This is a genomic window from Actinomyces ruminis (genome assembly GCF_002154335.2).
GTDB lineage: Bacteria > Actinomycetota > Actinomycetes > Actinomycetales > Actinomycetaceae > Actinomyces > Actinomyces ruminis.
In genome coordinates this window covers 49,226-73,931 of the sequence record NZ_MTPX02000035.1, presented here as the reverse complement: position 1 = coordinate 73,931, position 24,706 = coordinate 49,226, and the positions used below count along the sequence as shown (strand labels likewise).

Here is a 24,706-nt window from a genome sequence, read left to right as displayed (position 1 = left end):
GACGACGACGTCGGACGGCCGTCAGGCTTCGGCCACCTCAGTGGCGGGCTCTCCTGCGGGGATCGCGGCTTGATCAGCGCCGTTGTCGGCCTGTTCGGCGAGCTGGTCGCGGCCGAGTCGGGAGGCCCGCTTGGCCGCGGCGGCGGCCCGCTGCTGCTCCTTCTCCCCACGGTCGCGCACGCCGAAGGCGCCTAGCACATTTGCCGCTAGCGCCACGACCACGATCGTGACGCCGAAGGCGACGCCGGAGCCTCGCCGCTCAGTCCCACCAGCGGGCTGGCGATGCCGCCGAAAACGAACTGAATGAAGCCCAGCAGCGCCGATCCGGTGCCGGCCCAGCGGCCGGTGCGGCCCAGGGCGACGGCCGGCAGATTACCCATGCAGGTACCCAGCATCATGACATGGATGATGAACAGCGCGACGGTGGCGACCGTAAGCGCCGTCGAGGACACGGGACCGGTCAGGCGCGTCAGGCAGAACGCGGCGAAGACGGCATCGACAACGAGGATGGCGATGAGCCCCATGCGGATCTGCCGCTCCGGCGAGACCCGCTTGGCCGCAGCGCCGCAAGCCGCCACAGTCGGCGTCACCACCAGGCCGCAGACGGCGAAGACGGTGGTGTAGGCGGCGGTGCCCATGCCGAGTACGCCCTGCATGATGAAGGGGGCGGCGGAAAGGAAAGAAGTGAGCAGGGCGTAGACGAGCGCGTTGATGAGGATCAGCCGGACGAAGACATGGTCCTTGGCCAGCGCGCGCGTGCCCTCGACGAGTATGCCGAAGCCTCCCTCGTGGCGCTGCTGCGCGGGCAGGGTCTCGGGCACCCACGCGATCACCAGCAGCACCAGCAGCCCCTGGAAGGCAGCGACGACGCCGAGGATGCCGCGCCAGCCGACCGGGCCGACCAGCGCCCCGCCAAGGATCGGGGCGGCCACGGGGGCGATGCCCTGGATCGCCATCACCAGGCTCAGGGCCTGTGCCGCAGTGATACCGCGGGAGCGGTCGGAGATGACGGCGCGGCCCAGCACCATGCCGGAGGCCGCGCCAAGGCCCTGCAGGAAGCGGGCAGCCAGCAGCAGTGCGGCGCTGGGGGCAAGCACGGTGCCAATCCCGGCGATGAAGGCCAGCACGCTGCCCCACAGCAGCAGGGGGCGGCGGCCGAAGCGGTCGGAGAGCACGCCGATGCTCAGTTGGCCCAGCGCCACGCCAACGAGGAAGGCGGTCAGGGTCAGCTGGGTGGTCGAGGCGGACACACCCAGGTCGGCGGCCATCTGGTTGAAGGCCGGCAGATAGGCGTCCATGGCGAGCGGGGCGATGGCCGCGAGCGCCGCCAGGGAGATCAGCAGGGTGGGCGCGAAGGAGGTACGCAGGCCGCGTCGGGTTCTGGGGTGACCCCCTTCCCCTGCTGAGCAGAGGCGGGTCCGGTCGAAGGGGAGGTGGTCATGGAGCGAGACTATGAAACCGGATGCCGTGAAGTCATGCATGCAGGGTGCGTGAGATCTTGCACCCGCTCCGTCCGCAAGGCTTACCGCCAGAGCGCCGCCTCGTCCTGGCGCAGGCTCCCGATCAGCGCAGCAACTGGTCGGATACGAGGCGCCACTGGGCCAGTAGGTCGATACTGCGATCGCGCAGCCACCGCAGTTGCAGGCCGTCCATCAATGACAGCGCAAGACGTCCGCGTACCTGCGGGTCCAGGGGCAAGTCGGAGGCGGTGCGTGCGAAGCTCTCGATTACCAGCCGCTCGCGCTCCTGGAAGTACTGATGCGCGGGATGGTCGGGGTTGAGGGCCTCGGCGTCGAGGACGGCGTACAGGGCGACGATGGCGGGTTGGGAGGCATTGCGCTGCACGAGTGCATCGCAGAAGTCGACCAGGGCGACCTCCGGGAGTCGGTCGTAGAGCTCGCCGCGGGCCAGCCCGAGCAGGTCCGCCAGAGCCCTTCGGTCGCGCTCGTCGCGACTTTCGAGCACCGCCAGCAACAGGGACTCCTTGCTGCCAAAATGATGCAGCACGGCGGTATCGGTGATGGCACACCGGGTGGCGATGTCCTGGATGGAGACGCCCCAGTAGCCGCGCTCGCCGATGAGGTCGGTGGCGACGTCGATGATCTGCGCCTTGCGCTCCGGTCCCCTGAGCCTTTGCCCCTTCACCATACTCACACGTACTCCCCTCCCTGCGGCCGAATGCCTGGTCGGTAACTCAGGCTATCGCGCCGCTGCGCCCCGTACTTGCAGACCGACTCCTCGCCGCTTGTCTCACGGGAGCTAGACCCTGTTCCAACAGCCACTGCCGGCAGCCCACCGCTGGTTCCCGGGGACTGGCGCCGTATGCCGTGACCCGCTACACTCAAGCTAACTTGGTGGTCGCCAAGTACTCAGTTCCTCAATGTCGAGGAGACAAACCATGTCTGTATACACATCCACCTCACCCCAGCCCGCGCCCGATTCCCTGCCCGGCCCGGACCCAAATACCGGAGGCGCCGTCCCGGGTCCGGATCTGGTGCCCGGCACACCCTTCGCTCGAGCCGTCGACCGGGTACGCGACGGCGGCGATCCCGACGCCGAGGCCGCCTCCCTGCTGGACCTAATGACGGACGCCGAGCAATTGGCGCTCCTGCACGGCAACATCCCCTTCTGGCAGGGGCGCCGCAGCATCATGCAAGACGGCTATAACCACTTCCCCTATCCTGCCGGGGCCAACGCACGGCTGGGCATCCCCGGCATCCATTTCATCGACGGGCCGCGCGGCGTCGTCGTCGGCTCCGCCACCGCCTTCCCCGTGTCCATGGCCCGGGGCGCCACTTGGGATCCTGACCTGGAGGAGCGGATCGGCCAGGCCATCGGCGAGGAGGTTCGGGCCGCAGGCGGCAACTTCTTCGGTGGAGTGTGTATCAATATGCCCCGCCACCCCGCCTGGGGACGGGTGCAGGAAACCTACTCGGATCAGAGCGTGCTGCTCGGCGCCATGGGAGCCGCGCTCACCCGCGGCGTCAGTGTCAACGCCATCGCCTGCGTCAAACACTTCGCCCTGAACTCCATGGAGAATGCCCGCTTCGACGTCGATGTGCACTGCGATCCCGAGGCACTGCACGAGGACTTCCTCCCCCATTTCCATGAATGCGTACGTGCCGGCGCGGGCTCAATCATGTGCGCCTATAACCGGGTCAACGGGCAATGGGCGAGCGCCTCCCGAGAGCTGCTGACGGAGGTTCTGCGGGAAGAGTGGGGATTCACCGGCTTCACCATCTCCGACTTCATCTGGGCCATCCGCGACGCCGGGGCTTCCCTGGCGGCAGGACTTGACGTGGAGATGCCCTTCGCCCAGCTGCGCGCCGAGCATCTGCCCACCGCGCTCGCCGCGGGAGAAGCGAGCCGCGACGCGGTCCGTGTTTCCGGTCAACGCCTGCTGCGTACCCTGCTGGAGCATTACGCACGACGCTCCGAGGCGCGCCCGCCCGCGGCCGTCATCGCCAGCGATGAGCATCGGGCACTGGCCCGGGAGGCGGCCTCCCGCTCCATGGTGCTGCTGCGCAATGAAGCGGTGGGCAACGCCCCCGCCCTGCCTCTGGATCCGAAGTCGCTGCGAACCATCGCCGTCGTCGGGCGCATCGCTGATGTCGAGAACCTCGGTGACCACGGCTCCTCGAACGTGCATGCGCGCCAGGTGACACCCCTGGCCGGTCTGCGTGCAGCCCTGCCCGAAGCCCGAGTCGCTCATGACAACGGCGCCGATCCCGCCCAGGCCGCCGTGCTGGCCACAGATTCCGATGCCGCCGTGGTCATCGTCGGCTACACAGCCGCCGAAGAGGGCGAATGGGTCAACGGACGCATCTACGCCCGTGACGACCTCATGCAGCTCTACCCCGAACCGCATACCGCGGATGATCAAGCGGTGCTCAACGAGATGCTGGCCCGCCTTCGGGCGGCGGCCGGCAAGCCGGAGATCGGCGGTGACCGCTCGGATCTGCATCTGCCGCAGGAGGATGTCGCCCTGATCCGCGCCGTGTCGGCCGTGCAGCCTCGCACCGTCGTCGTGATTGTGGCCGCGGGCGCCGTGCTCATGGAGGAGTGGTTCGAGTCTGTGCCTGCCGTCGTCATGGGCTGGTACTCAGGCATGGAGGGCGGGCACGCCCTTGCCGACCTGCTACTGGGGCTGGAGAACTTCAGCGGTCGCATGCCCTACGCGATACCGCGCAGCGACGATGACCTGCCCGAGTTCCGAGCAGATGCCACCAAAGTCTCTACGACCGTTGGTACGGGCAGCGACTGCTCGCACATAAGGGCGCCGAGGCGCTGATTCCCCTCGGCCGGGGCCTGAGCTACACCACCTTCACCCTGACGGGGCTTGATGTCGCCGTCAATGCCGAACGGGTACGGGCCTCCACCGTCGTGAGCAACACCGGCGGGCGCGCCGGGATCGCAACCGTTCAGCTGTACGCCAGCCGCCTGGACGGCGACCGTGCCGGACAGCGGGAGCTGATCGGTTTCATTCGGGTGGGTCTGGAACCCGGGCAGAGCACCACCGCCGCCGTCGAAGCCTCGCTGCGACCGCTGTCCCGCTGGGACCGGAACCGGCGCGATTTCGTCCTACCAGCGGGCGCCGTCCGCTTCGAGGCGGCCCAGTTCTGGGGCGACCCGGCCGCCGCCTGCCGCACCGTCGTCATCTGAGCTCAGTGAAGCCCCTTTCCCCATCGTCTTGCTCTGAAACGTCCCGAATCCAACACAACCGGCCAAATACAAGCAATGGAGCAACCATGGCCAACAACGAAACACCCACAGCCGTACCCACCGCACCGGAGTGGTCGGGCACCACCACCGACGCCGAGCAGCCCCGGCTTCCGGTCCGACTCGTGATCGGACTGGCGATCGGCGCCTTCTGCTGGATCGTCGCCTACCTGGGCGCCGTCGGCGTCCTCCTGCCGGCACGCATCGCCGAGATCGCGCCGGACGACAAGGCGGCGGTGGTGGCACTCAACTCGACCATCTCGATGATCGTGGCGGCAATCGCGAATATCCTCATCGGCGCCGGCTCGGACCTGACCCGATCGCGCCTCGGCCGCCGCACCCCCTGGATCTGGGTGGGAGCCGTCGGCTCCCTCGCGTCATTGACGGTGCTCGGTCATGTCCAAAGCGTGTCGGCCCTGGTGACCACCTGGGCGGTGTACCAGATCTTCCTCAACTCGATCATTGCCCCGCTGCTGGGCACGCTCTCCGACCGGATCTCCCCGCAGTTCCGCGGCACCGCCGCCTCCGGTTATGCGCTCGGCAACGGATTGGGCACCGGCCTGGGACAGGTCATCGGCGCCCAGTTCTTGGGCAACACCGCCACGGGCCTGCTCGTCCTGGGGATCCTCACCGTGCTGGTGGCACCCGCAACCTCGCTGTTCTTCCGTGAGGCCTCCTCGGTGGACATGCCCAAACGCCCGTTCACCAAGGACATGGTGCTGGACCACTTCGTGTTCGCGCGCCACAACGCCCGCGACTACTACCTGGCACTGCTGGGCAAGTTCTTCGTCATTCTCGCCAAGTTCGCCATCCAGGGGTACGTGCTGTACATCCTCACCGACTACATGCTGCTCGGTGAGGATGACTCCTCCCGCTACATCTCCATCGTCTCGCTGATCATCATGGTCGCGGGCATCGTGATGGCCTTCGTCGCCGGACCAGTCGCGGACAGGTTCAAGATGGTCAAGCTGCCCGTGATTGTCTCCTCCCTACTCATTGCCGTGGGCGTGCTCGTGCCGTTCTTCTCCGCCACGCCGGTGATGATGGTGCTGTACGCGGTGATCGCCGGAACCGGGTTGGGAATGTTCAACGCCGTCGACCAGGCTCTCAATATCGCGGTCCTGCCCGATCCGGACACGGCGGCGAAGGACCTGGGGATTCTCAACCTGGCGAACACCGGCGGGCAGATCGCCGGGCCGCTGGTGGCGGCCGCGGCCATCAGCGCCTTCGGATACCACATGCTGTTCGTCGTCGCCGCAGCCGCCGCACTGATAGCCAGCATTCTGTTCGCGCTCATCCGTTCGATCCGCTGACGCCGGGGCCGCCCCGGACCTCACAGCCGCCGGTTTCACAGGCGGCCCACAACCAGGACCGGGGCGACGCACACGGCCGCACGCGAGGGTTGGAGCATGCTCAATGCTTCGACCCCTGGATCCGACGGCGCCGACGAGGCCCGAGCGGCCGACCGCCCAGGTGCGGCGCCGTCGGACCAGCTGTCCGTGTCCCGAACTCCGCAGCCCGGCACGCAAGTCGGCTCCAAGCCCGCAGCGCCGCGCCGTCACTCCCGGCGGCGCGTCCTGCTGGGCGGCGGCGCCCTGCTCGGTGCCGGCCTGGTCGGCACCGCCGCCTGGGCGCTGAACCGGTTCGTCATCGACCACGTGGAGGTCGACGACGTGGCCGCCTACGAGGCCATGAACTCCTCGGTCTCCGCCACGGCCGCGGCAGCCGACGCAACCGTCACGGACAACAGCTACACGTCCTCGCTGACCTCCATCAAGGTCGAGCAGGTCTCCACCGGCTCCGGGAACGACACCATCACCTACTACGTCGCCGACATCCAGGTGTCCGACGCCACCGCCGTGCGCAGCGCCTTCGCGAACAACGCCTACGGCACCAACATCACCGCCCTACCCTCAACGATGGCTACCGAGAACGGCGCCGTCCTAGCCGTCAACGGCGACTACTACGGCTTCCGCACCGACGGCATCCTCATCCGCAACGGCGTCATCTATCGGGACGACGGCGTGCGCGACGGCATCGCCTTCTACACCGACGGCCACGTCGAGGTCTACGACGAAACCAGCACCGACGCCAGGCGCTTCTGGACGACGGCGTGTGGAACACCCTCTCCTTCGGGCCGGCTCTGGTGCGCGGCGGCTCCGTGCTGGACGGCATCGACTCCGTGGAGGTGGACACCAACTTCGGCAACCACTCCATCCAGGGCACTCAGCCGCGCACGGCGCTGGGCGCCATCGCGGACGGGCACTACGTGTTCGTCGTCGTCGACGGGCGCGATAAGGGCTACTCGCGCGGAGTGACCATGACCGAGCTGGCACAGATCATGGCGGACCTGGGCTGCGAGAGCGCCTACAACCTCGACGGCGGCGGTTCCTCCACCCTGTGGTTCAACGGCTCGGTGGTCAACCAGCCGTCAAACGGCGGGGAGCGGGAGACCTCCGACATCCTCTACATCGCTCAGGGGGCCTGAGATGGGCGCCCCGACGCGTGCCGACACCGGTTCCTTTCCACGACGACGGCTGCGGCCCGACGACGGCAGTGGACGGAGGGCGGCCTCCGGGGTTCGGCCGGCGGCGGCCCGGCGGGTGCCCTCTCGGGTGGGGCCGGTTGTGCTGATTCCGGCTTATCGGCCCGACGGGCGACTGCCTGAGCTGGTCACCGACCTGGTGCGGGAGCTGCCCGGATGCCGGGTGCTCGTTGTCGACGACGGCTCCGGTCCGCAGTACACGCAGGTGTTCCGGGCGGCGAGTGCGCGCGGGGCCGACGTCGTCGGCTACGAGTCCAACCGCGGCAAGGGGGCGGCGCTGCGCACCGGGCTGGCGCAGGTGGCCGAGCTGTGGCCGCAGGCGGACGTGGTGTGTGCCGACGCGACGGGCAGCACCGGCCCGCGGACATCGCGGCGGTGGCGCAGCGGCTGCACGCCACCGGACACATGGCGTTGGGGGTGCGGCGCTTCACCGGGCGGGTGCCGCTGCGCAGCCGGATCGGAAATGGGGCTACGGCGCTGCTATTCCGCCTGGCCACCGGCTGGCGCCTGGGCGACACCCAGACGGGTCTGCGCGGTTACCCGGCCGGGCAGACCGCCTGGTTGGCGGACGTACCCGGGGACCGCTACGAGTGGGAGCTCAGCGTGCTGCTGCGCGCCCACGAGCTCGGCCTGGAGGTGGAGGAGGTGGAGATCGCCACGGTGTACGAGCCGGGCAACGCCTCCAGCCACTTCCGGCCGCTGCGTGACTCGGCGCGCATCTACACGCCGCTGCTGGGCTTCATCGGGGCGAGTATGTCGGCCTTCGTCATCGACTGGGTCGGCGTGATGGCGCTGCACCTGCTGACCGGGAACCTGCTGACCAGCGTGGTGGGGGCGCGGCTGGTCAGCGGGACGGCCAACTTCTTCATGAACCGGCGGGTCTTCCGGGCGGCGCCCGGCACCGTCTGGCGGACGGCGGTGCGGTATGTGGCGCTGGCGCTGGTGCTGCTGGCGGCCGGGTATGTGCTGCTGCGGGCGCTCACGGGGATTGGGGTGCCGCTGTGGTTGGCCAAGCCGCTCGGCGACGGCGTGCTGTACCTGGTCAGCTACCTGGCCCAGCGGCGGGCCGTGTTCCGGGAGAAGCGGTGAGGGCGGGCCGCCGCGATTCATCCACGCCCGCATCGATCCTCAGCCGGATGGTGTTCACCATGTTCCACGACCCCGGGCCGCATTCCACGACCCTCGTGCACGTTCCACGACCCCGGGGTGGTCGTGGAATAGACACCAAGGTCGTGCAATGCCCCCAAGGTCGTGGAACTGGCGACCTATTCGTCGCGGGGACGCTCCAGGCGGCGCGGCGGGCGGCCCAGCAGCCAGGCCACGCCCATTCCCACGGCGACGAATACGGCCAGGCCCGCCAGCTGCCAGCCCCACAGACCCTCCAGGCGTAGCAGGGCCCCTCCAGGAGCACATGCCGGTTCCAGAGGACCACATAGGCGGCCACCGCCCAGCCGCACACCGCCCCGGCGGGCACGCCCAGCGCCAGCACCACGGCCGCGTGCGCGGCCATGAGCCGCCGCAGGAAGCGGGGCGAGGCTCCGACCGCGTGCATGGTGACCAGGTCCCCGCGCAGCTGGGTGCGGGCCAGCAGCAGGTTCAGTACCAGCGCCAACAGGGCCACACCGGCAAGCACCGCCAGCACGGCGAAGTCGGCGGTGCCGCCCCACGGGGGCAAGTCCCAGTTGAACCCCACGGTGACGAGGTCGGTCCGCTCTTCGATGACACGCCGAGCGGTGGCTGTCTCCGCCGCGGTCAGCGGCCGCGACAGCTGCACCATCTCACCGACGTATATCGCGCCGCGGCGCCGGTCAGGCCCAGTTCGGCGGCGGTTGTGGGCGACACCGTAATGCTCGCCGTCATCCGCGGCAGGAAGTAGGCATCCCGGCTCTGCGGGTCATGGACCGCCGCGGAAGAGCTGAAGTAGGCAAGCCCCACCCGTACCTTGCCATCCGTGCTGATCCAGGTGGCGTTATTGACCACCACCCCGCCCGCCTCCAGGACCTCTGCGGCCTCCTCCGCCCCGTCCAGACCGGTGGCACGCAGGGCATCGCCGTCCATGACGAAGACCTCATCACCCATCATCCAGGGGGCGGAAATACCCGGCTGGTAGCCCTGCCCCTCGGGGACGCAGGTCACGGTGTCGGTTAGTCCCAGGGCGGCGGCCACGTCCGGCTCGGTGAAGTCGGGGCAGCGGCTAGCGGCAGGCGGTTCAATTGCGAGGCTGCGCGGCGAGGACTCCGACCGAAGCTCCACCGATCGAACCGGCGCGGAGCCGGTGACAGGCAGGCCCGCTTGTTGCAGCGCCCGCACTCCGTCGGCGAGGACGGCGGCGTCGAAGTCCTCGGAGACCGGCACGCGCGGCCCCAGGGCAAGATAGCCGGGGGCCACCAGGACCGTGGAAGTGTCCTTGACGTTGGCGGCGAATGAGGCGAGATAGACGGTCTGTCCACAAGCAAGCGCGGTGACGACACCAATCGCCCCGGCAACCGGCAGGGCCCGCCCCCGGTGGGCGACAACGTCCCGTGCGGCCAGGCGCACCGCCAGCGGTCCCTTGGCCAGCATCCGAGCTGCGGCGTCGAGCACGACCGGTGCCAGCATGAACAGTCCGACCGCGCCGAGCAGCAGAGCCGCCACCAGCAGGGGTACAACCGCACCTCCCGGCAGGAGGCCGGGGGTCGGCGGTATCTCCGCGGCTGCGTCGTAGGTGGGCAGGGGCGCCCGCAGCGAGGCGAGACCGCAGCCGATCGCCGCCGCTAGGATCACCAGGCCACCGAGCAGACGCCACCTGCGGCCGGCTCCACGCAGCCTCGGACCGCTGGCGTCTGCCGGCCGGTTCCCGCGTTTGAGCGCCTCGACCGGTTCCATGCGCACCACCCGTCGGGCAGGGGCGAGTGTGGCCAACCAACCGGCCAGGGCGGCGCCCGCCACCGCGAGCGCCGGCAGCCACCACGGCAGACCCGCGAGTGCCTGCACCTCGGGCTGGAAGATGCGGTAGGCCGCCCAGGCGGCGGCGAGTCCACCACCGGCGCCGAGGACCCCGCCCAGGCAGCCGATGGCGGCTCCTTGCAGGGTAATGGTGCGGGCCAGCTGCCGCGGTGCGGCACCGGCGGCCGAGGCGAGGGCCAGAGTGCGGCGCTGCTGCTCGGCGGCGACCACGAAGGCGGGGGTGATTAGCCCCAGCAGCAGACCCACGGCGGCGGCGCAGGCGATCACGGTCATGACCAGGGCAGTGACGACATAGTCGGCACTGACGGCTACCGGATACAGCTCGGAGGCCTCCGGGTAGTTGGTGAGCACGTGGCGCGAGACGGCGAAGGCCATCTCGCCGTTCAGCTGCTTGGCGGTCTCCCACGTGACCGGGTCGGGGCCGGTGACCAGGAAGTGGGTGTCGACGCCGGCCGGGTCGTCCTGCACCGCCGGTGCCAGCCAGGTCGGAAGCGCCCAGGCGCGGGCGTCGTCGGCGTCGACCAGGCCGGTGACGCGGTAGGTACGCCGGGAGTCCTGCAGCACCTCGGCGATGCGTCCGTTGGTGGAGTACCCGCCGCTGAAGGGCGGGGCGATCAGCGCGAGCGTCTCCCCCACGTCCACGCCGGTGCGCTCGGCCAGGGCGGTGGTGATGACGACGTCGGCGTCGTCGGCGGGTGCAGCGCCGGCGGTAAGCGGGGGCAGCAGGAGATCCAGCCCCTCGGTATCTGCCTCCCGCAGGGTGAAGGTGCCGATGGCGCCGGAGTCGACCCCCCGCAGGTCTGCCTCGGTTGCGGTCGTGCTCACCCCCGGCTCGGCGTCGGCGTCGGCCAGGGCGAGCAGGTCCTCAGAGTCCCAGAACTGCAGGAGGCGATCGCGCCCCGGTAGGTAGTCGGCCAACTCGTCCGCGGTCAGGGGCACGGTCTCCAGCGAGTCCATCCAGGGTCCGGGCGCGCCCTCGGGCACCTGCCGGAACGGGGCCTCCACGGGGTCGACGGCGGTGCCGGTGACTAGGGCCTGGGCGCCGTCGGGGATGGAGCGAGCGCGGCCTGCCGGGTGGGTGGGGTGGACAGCCGCGTGCCTAGAAAGCCGACGATCACTACCAGGGGAGCGGCCACCAACAGGATCGCCAGCAGGCTGCGGGCCTTGTGCGCCCGCGCGTCGCGCGCGGCCAGGCGGACGACCGGACGCAGGGCCCGCAGCCGGGCCGCACTCACCGCCCCTCCCCCGGTACGGGCAGCAACTCGTCGACGTCGACCGGGTCGGAGGACCCGACCATGCGGCCATCACGGAGGAAGACCGTGCGGTCGGCCCAGGCGGCAAAGCGAGGCTCATGGGTGACCATGAGAACGGCGACGCCGTCGTCGGCGCGCTGACGCAGCACGCCGAGACGGCGGTGCCGGTGGCGGAGTCGAGGGCGCCGGTGGGCTCGTCGGCGAGCAGCAGGCGGCGCGGGCCGACTATCGCCCGGGCGATGGCGGCGCGTTGGGCCTGGCCGCCGGACATGTCGTCGGGCAGGCGGTCGGCCAGGTCGGACAAGCCGACCTGTTCCAATGCGGTCAGGGCGGCCGCCCGGGCGCGGCGTGCCGGCCAGCCGTCGAGCTCGAGGGGAAAAGCGACGTTCTCGGCGGCGGTCAGGGAGGGCAGGAGGTTGAAGTCCTGGAAGACGAAGCCGATGGCGCGGCGGCGCACCTCGGCCAGGGCAGTGCGGTCCAGGCCCGCCAGGTCCTGGCCCGCGATGATCACGCGGCCAGTGGTGGGGCGGTCCAGGGCACCGGCGAGGTTCAGCAGGGTCGACTTGCCGGATCCGGACGGTCCCATGACGGCGACGAATTCGCCGGGCGCGACCGTGAGGTCGATCCCGTCGAGAGCGGTGACGGCGCGGGCACCGCTGCCGTGGATGCGGCCGACGCCGCGGAGTTCGAGTATGGGTCGCTGGGTGTCTTCACACATTAGGACCGCCGCCCATCGGCTGCGGCGCGGGCCAGGCGGCCCTCGGCGTCGTCGAGCCAGCGCAGCTCGGCCTCGACGGTGAACACGTGGTGGTCCAGGACCAGGGCGGCGGCCAGGTCCTCGTCCCCGGCGGCGCGGCGGGCGCGGTTGATCTCGTGGAGGACGGTTTGCGTGGCCTGGCGCTGGCACTGGATCAGCGCGACGACGTCGACGCCCGAGGAGGCGGTGGCCAGCGCGAGTTTGATGACGAGTTCGTCGCGTTCGGGGGCGCGGCGAGCCACCGGGCTGGCCCACCAGTGGGCGAGCTCCTCCCGGCCGGCGTCAGTGAGCGCCCAGGCGGCCACGTCGCGGCTGGAGGCGGTCAGCGCCGTCATCTTTGGTGAGACGGTTACGGCAGCCGTGTCCGCGTTCGCGGCCGTGGGCTCGGCGTCGGGTCTGTGCGCGGGCCGACCGGGCTCGAGGCGCATCACCAGGCCGTCACGTTCCAGCCGGGCCAGCGTGGTGGCGACCTGGCCGATGTTGAGGGGCCAGCTGGTTCCGGTGGCGGACTCGAAGTCCTTGCGCAGCTGGTAGGTGCCCGCGGGGCCACGCGCGAGCAGCGCGAGCAGGGCGTGTTTTACGGCCATTCCGGTCTCCCGGGTCGAGAGCTGAAGGCAAGCAACAACACTTACCGAGTAATGATTACTCGGTAATCATAGAAGGTTGTGCTACTGCTCGCAAGCATGCCGAGACGCGTCGGCAAGACCTAGACGGGCACGAGGCTGGGAGGGCACCGCGCGACGAATGCACAACTGGCACAAAATGCACCACTTTCCCTGGGAAACAGACCCGCTTCTGACACAACAGGCGCGGAATCATGCGGTTCAGCTACTCGCCGAGAGCGACCGACCCTGGAAAGTGGTGCATTCCATGACAGCTACGCCGCTATGACCCCTGCTATGCGAGCCTCACCAGTCCGGCCTCGTAGGCAGCGATCACCAGTTGAGCCCACCCCTGGGTCACGCTCCACGACCCTCGTGCGCGTTCCACGACCCCAGGGAGGTCGTGCAACACACCCCAAGGTCGTGGAACGCTGACCAGAGATTCGACTCGCCAACACAGTCCGCGCCGCCCAGCACAAGCACGTCACCCGTGCCAGTCTCGACGGGAGCCCGCTGTCAGCCGCCACTTCGACCGACCTCGGCACGCAACTCTGGCTGACCTCGGCGAAGGGGGCGGGGCTGGAGTGGGCGTCTGCTCTCAGGCGGGGCGGTAGGTGAAGCGGTCCCAGCCGAGGGCCTCGATCTGGGCGGCCATGCGCTCGCACTCGGCGTCCCAGCCGGGCGCGGCCACGGCGAAGTCGCCGGTGGTGCCCTCGCCGCGGGCCTGCTGCAGGGCGTAGACCCGGGCGCCGGCGTCATGGACGCGGCGGGCGACCTCCACGGCGTCGGCGGCGGTCACATCCCCGGGGACCACAGTGGTGCGCACCTCGAAGTCGACACCCTTGCCGCGGGCGGCCGCGTCAACCAGCACCTGCAGGCACTCCCAGGCCTTGGCTGCGGAGTTGGGGCGGCCGACCACGCGTCGTAGTGCTCGGGCAGCGCCTTGATGTCGAGCCCGACCCAGTCGACCAGTCCGCGCTCAACCATGTCGCGCAGGCGGCCCGGGTAGGGGCCGGCGGTGTGCAGGCCGACCTGGAAGTCCATTTCCTTGACCTCGGCGGCGGCGTCGGCGAGGGCGTCCTGGCGCAGCGCCTCCCCGCCGGTCAGCACGACGCCGTCGAGCAGGCCGCGGCGGCGGGCCAGCAGGGTGCGTACCTCATCCCAGGCGACGACGCCCGGTACGCGGGTGGGGATGAGGGCCTGGTTGTGGCAGTAGAAGCAGTTCCAGGGGCAGCCCTGCATGAAGACGGTCGCAACCAAGTGGTCGGGCCAGTCGACGGTGGACATAGGCACCAGGCCGGCGATCTGCAGATCGTCGGCGGGGCGATGCACTGCGCCTTCCTTGAGGTTCTCAGTCATCGAGTCCGAGGCTCGCGGCGATCTCATTGAGGCGGCGGGTCTTGACCTCACCGCGCCTGACCGCCTCCGCCTCCGCCTTCAGCGTGTAGGCGTACTCCAAGTCATCAATGTAGGACTCAACGGCCTCACGCACATAGAACGTCGCCGGACGACCGGTCCGATTCCCCAGGTCATCGAGCCGACGCTTGAGCTCCTCCGGCAGACGCACGCTCAGAACTGCTGTAGACATGTATACAGCATAGAAGCCGACCACCGCACCCCACAAGCTCTCAGCCCACATGGCAAGAAACCCGGTGACCCCTTAGGTTGAGCGCCGAGGCCCCGCCGCAGAAGCGGCAGACACCCCGGCGCCTGTACAGCCAACTCGTGCTAGCAAGCCCGGCTATCTCACCGATAGACCGTGGAGCGATGACCGACGTCGATTGCGAGGATCACGCAGCGCTCATCCTGGACGTCGATGATCACCCGGTAATCCCCGACCCGGAGCCGGAATTGCCCCTTAAGCGGGCCCGTCATCGGTTTCAGGAAGTCCCGCGGATCGTCAACCCTTTGGATCTCCCGCAACTTGCCGACCAGACGCACCTGAACACTGCGGTCGAGCCCACACAGAGCGCGCTACGCACGCGGAGTGAATTCAACGGTCCACTGTGTTCCCGACATAGTCTCCTGCTGTCCGCTCCTCCATCTGGACGCCGCTCAGGCACTGATGGAGGTCAGGCGGGAGGTGGTCTTGCCGTGGGCGCTGGCCGCGGCCTCGGTGAACATCTGCCGCTCCATGTACTCGCCCTTCTTGCCGATGTTGAAGGACTTCACGGGGCGGAAGTAGCCCATGACGCGGGTCCACACCTCGCACTCGACCGGCTCGGCGTCAGGGTGCAGCTCGGCGCACTTGGGGCAGGTGAAGTGCTCACCGGCCAGGTAGCCGTGGGTCGGGCAGATCGAGAAGGTCGGGGTGATGGTGATGTACGGGGTGCGGAAGGCGGTCAGCGAACGGCGCACCAGCTCCTTGCAGGCCTGGGCCGAGGAGATGTGCTCGTTCATGTACAGGTGCAGGACCGTGCCGCCGGTGTACTTGGTCTGCAGCTCCTCCTGCATCTCCTGCGCCTCGAAGGGGTCGTCGGTGTAACCGACGGGCAGCTGGGAGGAGTTGGTGTAGTACGGGTTGGAGTCGGTGCCGGCCTGAAGGATGTCCGGGTAGCGCTTGCGGTCCTCCTTGGCGAAGCGGTAGGTGGTGCCCTCGGCGGGGGTGGCCTCCAGGTTGTACAGATGGCCGGTGGCTCCTGGATCTCGACCATGCGCCCGCGGACGTGGTCGAGGATGCGCACGCACATGGCGTGACCGCGCGGGTCGGTCAGGTCGTAGGCGTCGTGCGTGAAGTTGCGGACCATCTCGTTCATGCCGTTGACGCCGATGGTAGAGAAGTGGTTGTCCAGCGTGCCGAGCCAGCGCTTGGTGAAGGGGAACAGGCCGGTGTCGATGTGGTGCTGGATGACGGTGCGCTTGAGCTCGAGGGTCTCGGAGGCAATGTCGATGAGGCGGTCCAGGGCCGCCACCAGGGCCTCCTCGTCACCGGCGTGCAGGTAGCCCAGGCGCGCCATGTTGACGGTGACCACACCGACGGAGCCGGTCTGCTCGGCGGAGCCGAACAGGCCGTTGCCCCGCTTGAGCAGCTCGCGCAGGTCCAGCTGCAGGCGGCAGCACATGGAGCGGATCATGCCGGGGTCGAGCTCGGAGTTGATGAAGTTCTGGAAGTAGGGCAGGCCGTACTTCGCGGTCATGGTGAACAGCCGGTCGGCGTTGGGGCTGTCCCAGTCGAAGTCCTTGGTGATGTTGTAGGTGGGGATCGGGAAGGTGAAGACGCGGCCGTCGGCGTCGCCGGTGGTCATGACCTCCATGAAGCGCGGTTGATCATGCCCATCTCCTCGGCGAGGTCGCCGTAGGTGAAGTCGCACAGCTCGTCGCCGATCAGCGGGTGCTCGTCGGCCAGGTCCGCCGGGCAGGTCCAGTCGAAGGTGAGGTTGGTGAAGGGCGTCTGGGTGCCCCAGCGAGAGGGGACATTGAGGTTGAAGATGAGTTCCTGCATGCACTGGAGGACCTCGTCGTAGCTCATGTTGTCCAGGCGGACGAAGGGCGCCATGTAGGTGTCGAAGGAGGAGAAAGCCTGCGCGCCGGCCCACTCGTTCTGCAGGGTGCCCAGGAAGTTGACGATCTGGCCGACGGCGGAGGAGAAGTGCTTGGCGGGGCCGGAGGCGATCTTGCCGGGCACGCCGTTGAAGCCCTGCTGGAGCAGGTTCTTCAGCGACCAGCCGGCGCAGTAGCCGGCGAACATGTCCAGGTCGTGGATGTGGATGTCGCCGTTGCGGTGGGCGTCGCCGGCGGCCTGCGGGTAGATCTGGCTGAGCCAGTAGTTGGCGATGACCTTGCCGGAGGTGTTCAGGATCATGCCACCCAGGGAGTAGCCCTGGTTGGCGTTGGCGTTCACGCGCCAGTCGGAGCGGTCCAGGTACTCGGTGATAGTGGAGACGGCGTCCACCTGGGGGCGCGAGCCGTGGGCGACAGCAGAGTCGGCAGAGCCCCGGGCCACGAGCTCGGGGTGCGCGGCGGCCAGGTGAGCGGCGGACGGGGTCTGAGTGCTATCGGACACGACAAGGGCTCCAGTACTTCTATGGACGGACGGCTCTGAGCAGGCGGCTCAGCTCCGCTGACACCTCCGACACTACCCCGAGAATTACATTGGTGGAACACATCATGTGGGCATGTCGCCGCTTTGCAACCACAACATGTTGTGGTTGCAGTGCACGACCACCCGCTAGGGGACGAGAGTTTCTCGCTACATCTCGGGAGGCAACCCGGACCTGCCGTTGTGGTCAGCAACAGACCCAAACAGGATGTGATCCGTACCATATCGCGAGGCTCATCGATTCGTGCTTAGCACGCACCGACCACCGCAACGCCCGCACGGCCGCCTCCTCCCGCAGAGACACCAGCCGCCTCCCCGCCTACACGGCCGACGGCATAAGCTTCTCACTTGGACAGACAGATACGCCAAGAGGAGCAACGGTGCGCATCACGGGCGTGAAGCTGACACGCAAAGAGGTACTCGCGATTGACGTCGCCCACCTCTACTACGACGCGGGTCTCACACAGGCAGAGGTGGCTGAACGGGTCCACGTCTCCCGTCCGACAGTCTCGAAACTGCTCGCGTACGCTCAGCGGAAGGGATTTGTCCGCATCGAAATCTGCGATCCACGAGAACAAGACGAGGCACTGATCGAGTACTTGCGCGAACGGTTCGACCTCACTGAGATCAGACTCGTCGGGACGCTTCGCCATCTTCCCGGCAGGATGGGTTCAGAGCTCGGAGCGCAAGGCGCAGACATGCTCAGTTCGATCCTGCGCGACGGTGACACTATCGCAGTCCAAACCTCTTCGGTCTTGACGAACCTAGCCCAACACCTCGACCCAGCCCCCCGTAGATCAATCAAAGTCTGGCACATGGCAAGAACCTTGTCAGACTATCTTCGTGGTCGGGAGGACATGACCGCGCTGCACCTCATCGCCAACCAGTTGCATGCCGAGCTCACCACCCTTCCGAACCCCTTGCTTGTCGACTCCGTCCCCGAAGCGAACCGCCTACGTGCGGCAACAAAGACACGGGACAGCCTTGCCCGGCTCGCTTCCGCAAGCATCGCAGTCTTCTCAGCAGCACCGATCGACGCTATCGCATCCACGGTTAGCGAACTCGGCCTGAACCGCCGCGAAGCAGAGACCATCAAGCAGCACGCGGCCGGCGAGCTATGCGCACGCATCATCGATGCCGAAGGGCGGGTATGCGTGCCCGACCTCAATAATCGAACAATCAGCGTCACGTTGCCCGATCTCCGGCACATCGAACAAAAGATACTTATCGCTGGCGGCGAACAGAGCGCGCCCGTGGTCCGAGCTGCCCTTGTCAACCGATACGTGGACCGGCTAATCGTCGACGTCGACACCGCCCGCATGATCGCGTCCTTGGACTCTCGATGTGAGTCTGAAACGCCAAACGCTCGGTAAACTCAATCGACACTCATCATCGCCGGAACATCTGTGCCACCTGGGCACCTTCGCTCCAATTGCCGCCCGGAATCTCCAGTCAACATCGACATATCGGCAGCATCTCGCGGTAAACCCGGTGCGCAGCCCCGTCGCGGTCAGCCTTCAAATGAGCGCGCCGAAGCACGTACTCTGCCGTCCAGCGCCTCTCCATCCGAGGTCGCATAGAACAAAGGAGTTCACATGCCAACACGCGCGTCATTCATAGACCACACGCTGTTGAATCCCGCAGCACGAAAACAAGAGATCGACCGCCTGTGTTGCGAGGCCGACCAACTCGGCATGGCATCCGTGTGCGTAAACCCCGTGCATGTTCCTCAGTCCGCCTCGCGTCTCGCACGGTCGGCGACTCAGGTGTGCACGGTCATCGACTTCCCTTTCGGTGCGAGCTCAACACGCTCAAAGGCAGCGCAGACACGCATCGCAATCGAAGACGGCGCCGACGAAGTCGACATGGTCATCAATATAGGGGCAGCAAAAGACCACGACTGGAAAACCGTCGAGGCCGACATCCACGGCGTGGTGGCAGCAGCTCAGGGGCACGTAGTGAAGGCGATTCTGGAAACGAGTCTACTTGACGATCAGGAGATCCGCGCCGCATGCGAATGCGCCGAGCGAGCCGGCGCCACATATGTCAAGACGTCCACGGGCTATTTGGGGGCCGGCGCGACCGTGCATGCCGTCTCGCTCATGAAGGACGCCGTTGGCGGGCGCCTCGGAATCAAGGCATCCGGAGGAATCCGTACGCCTCAGCAAATGGATGCCATGCTCCAGGCCGGGGCGACCCGTATCGGGGCCTCCGCGGGACGGAAGCTTCTCGATCGGAGTGAGTCAGTATGAGTACGTCAGTCGTCACCCGCCCTAAGTCGGCCGGAATCATTCCGGACCCCAGCCGACAGCTCGCAGATGGCTATCTGGACCGGACTCCCCTATTCCAGTACATCCTGCTCTCAATCTGCTTCCCCATGTGGGGCGCGGCTGCCGCACTGAACGACATATTGATCACGCAGTTCAAGTCCGTATTCACGCTTTCAGACTTCGCCTCGGCATTCGTTCAGTCTGCATTCTACGGGGGTTACTTCGTCCTTGCGATCCCAGCCTCGCGGGTAATCAGGCGCTGGAGTTACAAGACTGGCATCCTGACCGGCCTTACGTTCTACATCGTCGGATGCACCATGTTCTTCCCGGCATCGAGGGTTGCGACATACACGGTGTTCCTTGCCGCATTGTTCGCAATCGCGGTCGGGTTGTCCTTCCTAGAGACGTCATGTAACACATACTCATCGATGGTAGGACCCAAGCGACTGGCGACCCTCCGCCTGAACATATCGCAAACGTTCTACCCGCTCGGCTCAATCGCCGGCATATTGCTCGGAAAGTACCTTATCTTCACCGAGGGCGACTCCCTGGACAAGCAGTTGAACGGGCTTCCCGCGGAGCAACAACAACAGCTGGCCGAACAAATGCTCCTGCGAACCCTTCAGCCGTACCGCTTCCTGATCGTGGTGCTACTTGCCCTGCTGTTGGTGATAGCCCTGACGCAGATGCCCTCATGTAAACCGCAACAGGTTTCCGACGCAGGCGTCGACCGTGACCGCGCGACGGTGTTCCAGACGTTGTCCTACCTCGCCCATAACCGGCGGTTCCGCCATGGCATCGTCACACAGTTCCTGTACGTCGGAATGCAAACGGCGGTTTGGTCATTCACGATCCGGCTGGCGCTGACACTCGACGACTCGCTGAACGAACGCACCGCCTCGAACTACATGGTGTGGGCGTACGCGGCGTTCTTCATCGGTAAGTTCACGGCGAACCTGTTAATGACGAGGTTCAACGAGGATCTCGTGCTGGTCGGATACGCCGTCGTCGGCGTACTGACGCTCATCTACGTGATCACTGTCCCGAACCTAACTGCGGTTTATGCCGCAATACTCGTTTCTGGCCTGTTCGGCCCATGCTGGGCGACTATCTATGCGCGGACTCTGGACTCGATTGAAGACAAGAGACACACCGAGACCGGCGGTGCGATCATCGTAATGTCCATCATCGGCGGGGCGGTCGTCCCAGCAGTCCAAGGCCTCATTTCTGACTTGACTGGCTCCATGCAGCTGTCGTTCATAGTCAACATCGCGTGCTTCAGTGCGGTGCTGTTGTACTTCGCAGCGGCGTATCGCCGCACCTCCGGACACCATTCTTCCACAAAGGTCTCAAACAAGGCGGTCTGATAATGCTCACGATTCCTCTATACCAATCCATTTTCAACACCGAATCCACCCCCGTGCTACGAGACGGCACCTTCACCGTAACCGCTAGCCGTTATCCCAGCGGTATCTCCTCGCTCACCATTGCCAATGCGCGCGGACACGTCGAGATCTTGCCCTTCATGGGGCAGATCATCTGGGACGCAGTGTTTGACGGACAAAGCCTCCGCATGACGAATATGTTCACCCAGCCGGTTCCCGCCAGAGAGATTTCCGCAACGTACGGATGCTTCGCCTTCCACTCAGGTCTCCTGGCCGCGGGCTGTCCATCGCCGGAGGACGATCACCCACTCCACGGGGAGTTCGCCTGTGCACCGATGCAGGAAGCATGGCTTGAGTACGACAGTGATCGCATTCGAGCCGTCTCACGCTACGAATACGTTATGGGATTCGGCCACCATTATGTGGCCCAACCGTATGTCGAGATGCGGCCGGGGTCGTCTTTGTTCAACATTGGTCTAGACGTCACCAATCGCTCTGCATACGCCGATATGCCGCTGCAGTACATGTGCCACATGAACTATGCGTTCGTACCCGGCGGGCGCATGCAGCAGAGTCTTCCCGATGGCGCTTTCCAACTGCGTCGAACAATTCCGGCGCACGTACATCCGACCCCGGAATGGACCGAGCTGAACAAGGCCATCATCGCTGGCAGCATTGATGCTGATTCACTCGATGGCGCCGAGTCGTTCGACCCGGAGATCGTCTACTTCGCCGATGATCTGCCACAGTACGGGAATCAGCTCGAGTTCACCCTTCAGTCCCCCGATGGCAGAACCTTCTTGACCAGGTTCGCTTCCGCGCAGTTCCCGGTCGCTACGCGTTGGATTCTTCATAACGCCGACCAGAAGGTCGCCGCCTTCGTCCTCCCCGGAACCTCGCGGCCAGAGGCAGAATCGCAGCGAGAAGGCAGGTACTCTTATCCACTTGAAAGCGGGCGAGTCTCGCCACTTCGTCGTCACTACTGGTGTCAAGGAGAACTAACTCATGATTACTGACTCGGAATTACATCAAAGCGACTCAAGCCCAGAAATTGCAGTCGTCGGTTCGAACATGGTCGACCTAATCTCCTACATTCGACGCATGCCGAAGGAGGGGGAGACACTGGAGGCGCCCGACTTCTCGATGGGGTGCGGCGGAAAGGGTGCCAACCAGGCGGTAGCCGCTTCACGCCTGGGGTCTAGAGTCTTGATGCTGACACGGGTTGGAAATGACATCTTCGCGGATAACACGATCTCCAACTTCGCAAACAACGGCATTGACACAACGTACGTGCTCCGAACTGCCGCGACGAGCGGCGTAGCGCCCATCTTCGTTGACGAGCAATCTCGTAACTCGATCCTCATCATCAAGGGAGCTAACGCCTTACTCAGCCCCGAGGATCTGAAGGCGGCTGAGCCCGACATCGCTAAATGCAAGCTCATCGTTCTTCAACTCGAGATTCCGCTCGACACGGTGTATGCGGCCATAGCAATGGGAACACATCTCGGTATTCCCGTGTTACTTAACCCGGCTCCCGCCCAGCCCGACCTCGTTCTGGACAAGATTAAGGGCTGCAAGTTCCTCGTCCCCAACGAATCCGAACTGTCTCTTTTGACAGGCATGCCAGTGGACTCTTTGGAGGATATCCGTCGAGCTGCTTCGGTGCTGTTAAGGGTGGGCGTCCAGCACGTGATCGTCACGTTGGGTTCCCGAGGAGCTCTTTGGCTCAACGCGCAGGGCGAAGAGCTGCTGCCTGCGGCGCAGGTCACACCGCTGGACACGACTGGTGCCGGTGACGCGTTCATTGGCTGCTTCAGCCACTTCCTTGTCCAGACCGGAGACATCCGCCGGGCCCTTATTCAGGCCAATGCCTACGCGGGTGATTCGGTGACGAGAAGGGGAACTCAAACCTCCTACGCAACGGCCGACGAGTTCGCGCGGATTCAGCCGGAACTGAAAGAGGACTGACCGGGTTCGTGCGTTATCCCCGGGGGCTCGAGTGCCTCCTCAGCGTTCGCCCGCGAGCCTCCGGGGTTGTCGCCGCATTGTCACCGATGCGGTGCTGCTGCTCGGTTAGGCCGTCGGCCGCGTGTCCCACGTGATAATGCGAGTACCGTAGGCGGGAACCTTCACGGTGTCACCCTCGCTGATCTCCTGTGAAGAGTCGGACCTGCCCACGCAGTCGGGCGAGCAGACGTGCAGGGAGGTCCCACAGACCTCGGAGGGCGCGTGGACGCGGACAGGTGCCTCGACGGTGCTCGCCCCATGATTGGTCACGACCAGCATTCCCCCTCCGGCACCGACGAGCAGTCCCCTGGTCAACTCGCCGTCATCCACGTCCACCGGCAGACGCTGCCCCGACAGTTCGCGGACGAAACGGTACAGGCGCCAGAGGCGATCGTCGTCGTGGGCGTCCGGGGTCGCCGCGGCCATGAGCTCGATCGGGTACGCGCCGACTACCACGGCACCGGCCCCCAGGGTGAAGAGCGTCAGCGCCGGTGCGCCGCTCGCAGTCCGCGCGAGGACCTCGGCTCCCTCGAGAACGAGTTCTACACCTCGCCTGTGCAGGTCGGCGCCGCCCCCGGGAAGCGCCAGCTCGTCGCCGACCGCGAAGCCGCCGAAGGGCCGGACGACGACGAGCCGCAGATCCTCATCGACCGGGGCCCGGTCCTTGACGCGCACACCGGCGAAGCGGTGTAGCTCGGGGATCGCACTCTCCGCCGAGAGTGACAGGTAGAGCACTCCCCCGCCGGTCACGTAGTTGGTCGCTCCCTGCCAGAAGGAGGTGCGCACGTGCAGCAGTGAATTCGTCGTCGACGTGAGCGGTGCGGGCACCAGGGTCACGGGCGTCGTCGGCCAGGCGTCGTCGAGGGTCTCCCGGGGGAACTGGACGGGCATCCCCGCGCGTTCGGAGTAGACAAAAGCGTTGAGGAGGCCTCGGATAAGGGGCTTGACGTCGCGGGTGGAGTCCCAGGACTGTTCGGACGGGACGTAGGGGCCTGCCGGCGCATCGTCCAGGCCGTAGTTCTCACGCGCATAGGGGTGGGCGTATTCGCGAGGCACTGGTATTGAGGCGAGGGCGTAGGGCCCGTGCGAGGCAAGGTGTTCGAGGTCCATGTTCGCTAAGCAGGTGCGTAGGTCCGACAGGGATGTCAGTCGCGGGCGCGGGGCGTTGTCGGCATCGACGAGACCGAACTGGGTCTCGTGAGGCATCCGCACGTATGGCGCCCGCCGATAGGCGCCGGCCTCGGCATCGATCCAGCACCAGGCGTAGAAACCGATGGCACCCGCGCCGAAGCCCGACCAGCACGAAAGGTGGTCGTAGTGCGCGATGACTTCGGGCGAGTGTTGAGTCGACGATGCGCCGAATTCGTGGATCATCACGGACTTGCCGGCGCCACGCGCCAACGCGGTCTCGAAGGCGGCCGCATGGGTCATGCGACGCGATTGCAGCCGATCGGCGTAGAGCTCCGGCGAGTAGATCGGGTAGGGGTGAACGCAGCAGAAGTCCAGTTCCTCGGCTACGACGTCACAGCGGAAGGGTCCGCCGTCGACCTCCTGGGAGGCGGTTCCCACCGTGATCAGGTGCTCCGGATCGTTCATGCGTAGGGCCTCGACTAGGCGATGGGTCCACCTACGCGCGTCCTCGTCCGAGGTGGAGTCCTCATGGATCCAGAAGGGCGGTTCATCGGTCAGATCCCAGGCGATGAGTTCGCGACGACCCGACCAGCGCTCGGCGAGTCGGGCGGCATGCCCGCACTGCACGTCCAGCAGGTGCGGATCCGAATGCGGGTTTATGCCACTCGCCCAGGGCAGATCCCAGTACGCGTCACCGACCTCGCCGCCGACGAAGAGCGTCGGGTGCAGCGTCAGTCCGTAAGCAGCCGCCGCATCGAAGATGTGGTCGAGGGTCTTCAGATGCTCCTCGTCCAGCACGCCCTCGTGCGGTTCGACGGCGGCCCAGATCAGGTCGATCCGGACAGAGTCGAGACCGTGAGCCGCGATATCGCGAAACGCCCGGTGGAACTCGTCCGCTCCTGTGCGCCACGGCCAGTCCGGTCCGGAGCGCGGCACGTAGTGGACGCCGACCGGCACGACGGCCCGGCCCTGGTCGTACATGAAGTGCGGTCCCATGCGGAAGCGCCCCGAGGCGCGCTTCGGCGGGTTCTGAGGGTTCTGCGGGTTCTGAG

At 66.6% G+C, this 24,706-nt stretch carries 18 protein-coding genes and 4 pseudogenes; 11 read left to right on the top strand and 11 right to left on the bottom strand.

The window, feature by feature from the left end:
- Window positions 1–21 precede the first annotated feature (21 nt).
- The 3 genes from BW737_RS17875 to BW737_RS05790 all read right to left on the bottom strand — a co-directional run bounded on the left by BW737_RS17875 (window position 22) and on the right by BW737_RS05790 (window position 2,148).
- Entirely contained in the window at window positions 22–216 is a 195-nt protein-coding gene (locus BW737_RS17875; protein WP_257210519.1) for a hypothetical protein, read from the bottom strand.
- On the bottom strand, window positions 207–1,481 hold the full coding sequence (locus BW737_RS05795) for a Bcr/CflA family efflux MFS transporter (protein ID WP_257210518.1): 1,275 nt from the start codon (window positions 1,479–1,481) through the stop codon (window positions 207–209). The genes BW737_RS17875 and BW737_RS05795 overlap by 10 nt, the downstream gene beginning before the upstream one ends.
- 82 nt (window positions 1,482–1,563) lie before the next feature.
- Window positions 1,564–2,148: a TetR/AcrR family transcriptional regulator gene (locus tag BW737_RS05790; protein ID WP_086614810.1), complete on the bottom strand. Its 585-nt coding sequence runs from the start codon at window positions 2,146–2,148 to the stop codon at window positions 1,564–1,566.
- Window positions 2,149–2,398: 250 nt separating this feature from the next.
- On the opposite strand from BW737_RS05790, the gene BW737_RS05785 reads away from it, so the two are divergent.
- The 6 genes and pseudogenes from BW737_RS05785 to BW737_RS05770 all read left to right on the top strand — a co-directional run bounded on the left by BW737_RS05785 (window position 2,399) and on the right by BW737_RS05770 (window position 8,353).
- Window positions 2,399–4,291: a glycoside hydrolase family 3 protein gene (locus BW737_RS05785; protein WP_218961796.1), complete on the top strand. Its 1,893-nt coding sequence runs from the start codon at window positions 2,399–2,401 to the stop codon at window positions 4,289–4,291.
- A 92-nt stretch (window positions 4,292–4,383) separates the two neighbouring features.
- A complete protein-coding gene (locus BW737_RS16710; RefSeq protein ID WP_218961795.1) occupies window positions 4,384–4,662 on the top strand; it encodes a fibronectin type III-like domain-contianing protein in 279 nt (92 codons plus the stop codon).
- Between the two features lie 86 nt (window positions 4,663–4,748).
- The gene (locus tag BW737_RS05780; protein ID WP_086614811.1) at window positions 4,749–6,032 is read left to right on the top strand and encodes an MFS transporter; all 1,284 of its coding nucleotides are present in this window, start codon (window positions 4,749–4,751) and stop codon (window positions 6,030–6,032) included.
- A 96-nt stretch (window positions 6,033–6,128) separates the two neighbouring features.
- Window positions 6,129–7,207 (top strand): annotated as a pseudogene (locus BW737_RS05775) (phosphodiester glycosidase family protein).
- 1 nt (window position 7,208) lies between these two features.
- A pseudogene (locus BW737_RS19430) lies at window positions 7,209–7,505 on the top strand (glycosyltransferase family 2 protein); the annotation flags it as partial.
- Window positions 7,506–7,594: 89 nt separating this feature from the next.
- Window positions 7,595–8,353, top strand: a complete 759-nt coding sequence (locus BW737_RS05770) for a GtrA family protein (RefSeq protein WP_338063873.1) — start codon at window positions 7,595–7,597, stop codon at window positions 8,351–8,353.
- Here the strand turns inward: BW737_RS05770 and BW737_RS05765 are convergent.
- From BW737_RS05765 to BW737_RS05725, 7 genes and pseudogenes are all read right to left on the bottom strand, one after another.
- Window positions 8,307–9,041: an FtsX-like permease family protein gene (locus BW737_RS05765; RefSeq protein WP_099330343.1), complete on the bottom strand. Its 735-nt coding sequence runs from the start codon at window positions 9,039–9,041 to the stop codon at window positions 8,307–8,309. The genes BW737_RS05770 and BW737_RS05765 overlap by 47 nt on opposite strands.
- On the bottom strand, window positions 9,017–12,181 hold the full coding sequence (locus BW737_RS19425) for an ATP-binding cassette domain-containing protein (protein WP_338063872.1): 3,165 nt from the start codon (window positions 12,179–12,181) through the stop codon (window positions 9,017–9,019). Before BW737_RS19425 ends, BW737_RS05765 begins: the two co-directional genes overlap by 25 nt.
- Complete coding sequence (locus tag BW737_RS05745) at window positions 12,181–12,807, bottom strand: PadR family transcriptional regulator (RefSeq protein ID WP_086614814.1); 627 nt, start codon at window positions 12,805–12,807, stop codon at window positions 12,181–12,183. Before BW737_RS05745 ends, BW737_RS19425 begins: the two co-directional genes overlap by 1 nt.
- A 613-nt stretch (window positions 12,808–13,420) precedes the next feature.
- A pseudogene (locus BW737_RS05740) lies at window positions 13,421–14,181 on the bottom strand (anaerobic ribonucleoside-triphosphate reductase activating protein).
- Complete coding sequence (gene relB / locus BW737_RS05735) at window positions 14,174–14,410, bottom strand: type II toxin-antitoxin system RelB family antitoxin (protein ID WP_086614853.1); 237 nt, start codon at window positions 14,408–14,410, stop codon at window positions 14,174–14,176. Before relB ends, BW737_RS05740 begins: the two are co-directional and overlap by 8 nt.
- Before the next feature lie 158 nt (window positions 14,411–14,568).
- Complete coding sequence (locus BW737_RS05730) at window positions 14,569–14,763, bottom strand: type II toxin-antitoxin system RelE family toxin (protein ID WP_257210517.1); 195 nt, start codon at window positions 14,761–14,763, stop codon at window positions 14,569–14,571.
- Between the two features lie 114 nt (window positions 14,764–14,877).
- Window positions 14,878–16,765, bottom strand: a pseudogene (locus BW737_RS05725) (ribonucleoside triphosphate reductase).
- A gap of 476 nt (window positions 16,766–17,241) precedes the next feature.
- On the opposite strand from BW737_RS05725, the gene BW737_RS05720 reads away from it, so the two are divergent.
- From BW737_RS05720 to rbsK, 5 genes are all read left to right on the top strand, one after another.
- A complete protein-coding gene (locus BW737_RS05720; RefSeq protein WP_180272081.1) occupies window positions 17,242–18,234 on the top strand; it encodes a sugar-binding transcriptional regulator in 993 nt (330 codons plus the stop codon).
- 222 nt (window positions 18,235–18,456) lie between these two features.
- The gene (gene deoC / locus BW737_RS05715) at window positions 18,457–19,113 is read left to right on the top strand and encodes a deoxyribose-phosphate aldolase (protein ID WP_086614816.1); all 657 of its coding nucleotides are present in this window, start codon (window positions 18,457–18,459) and stop codon (window positions 19,111–19,113) included.
- Window positions 19,110–20,498 (top strand): L-fucose:H+ symporter permease, encoded by a 1,389-nt coding sequence (fucP, locus tag BW737_RS05710; RefSeq protein ID WP_086614817.1) that lies wholly within the window; start codon window positions 19,110–19,112, stop codon window positions 20,496–20,498. The genes deoC and fucP overlap by 4 nt, the downstream gene beginning before the upstream one ends.
- 2 nt (window positions 20,499–20,500) lie before the next feature.
- Window positions 20,501–21,532, top strand: a complete 1,032-nt coding sequence (locus BW737_RS05705; RefSeq protein WP_257210516.1) for an aldose 1-epimerase family protein — start codon at window positions 20,501–20,503, stop codon at window positions 21,530–21,532.
- Window positions 21,522–22,484 (top strand): ribokinase, encoded by a 963-nt coding sequence (gene rbsK / locus BW737_RS05700; protein ID WP_086614818.1) that lies wholly within the window; start codon window positions 21,522–21,524, stop codon window positions 22,482–22,484. Before BW737_RS05705 ends, rbsK begins: the two co-directional genes overlap by 11 nt.
- Window positions 22,485–22,589: 105 nt before the next feature.
- Here the strand turns inward: rbsK and BW737_RS05695 are convergent, their stop codons facing one another.
- A complete protein-coding gene (locus BW737_RS05695) occupies window positions 22,590–24,650 on the bottom strand; it encodes a cellulase family glycosylhydrolase (RefSeq protein WP_180272080.1) in 2,061 nt (686 codons plus the stop codon).
- Window positions 24,651–24,706: the final 56 nt, after the last annotated feature.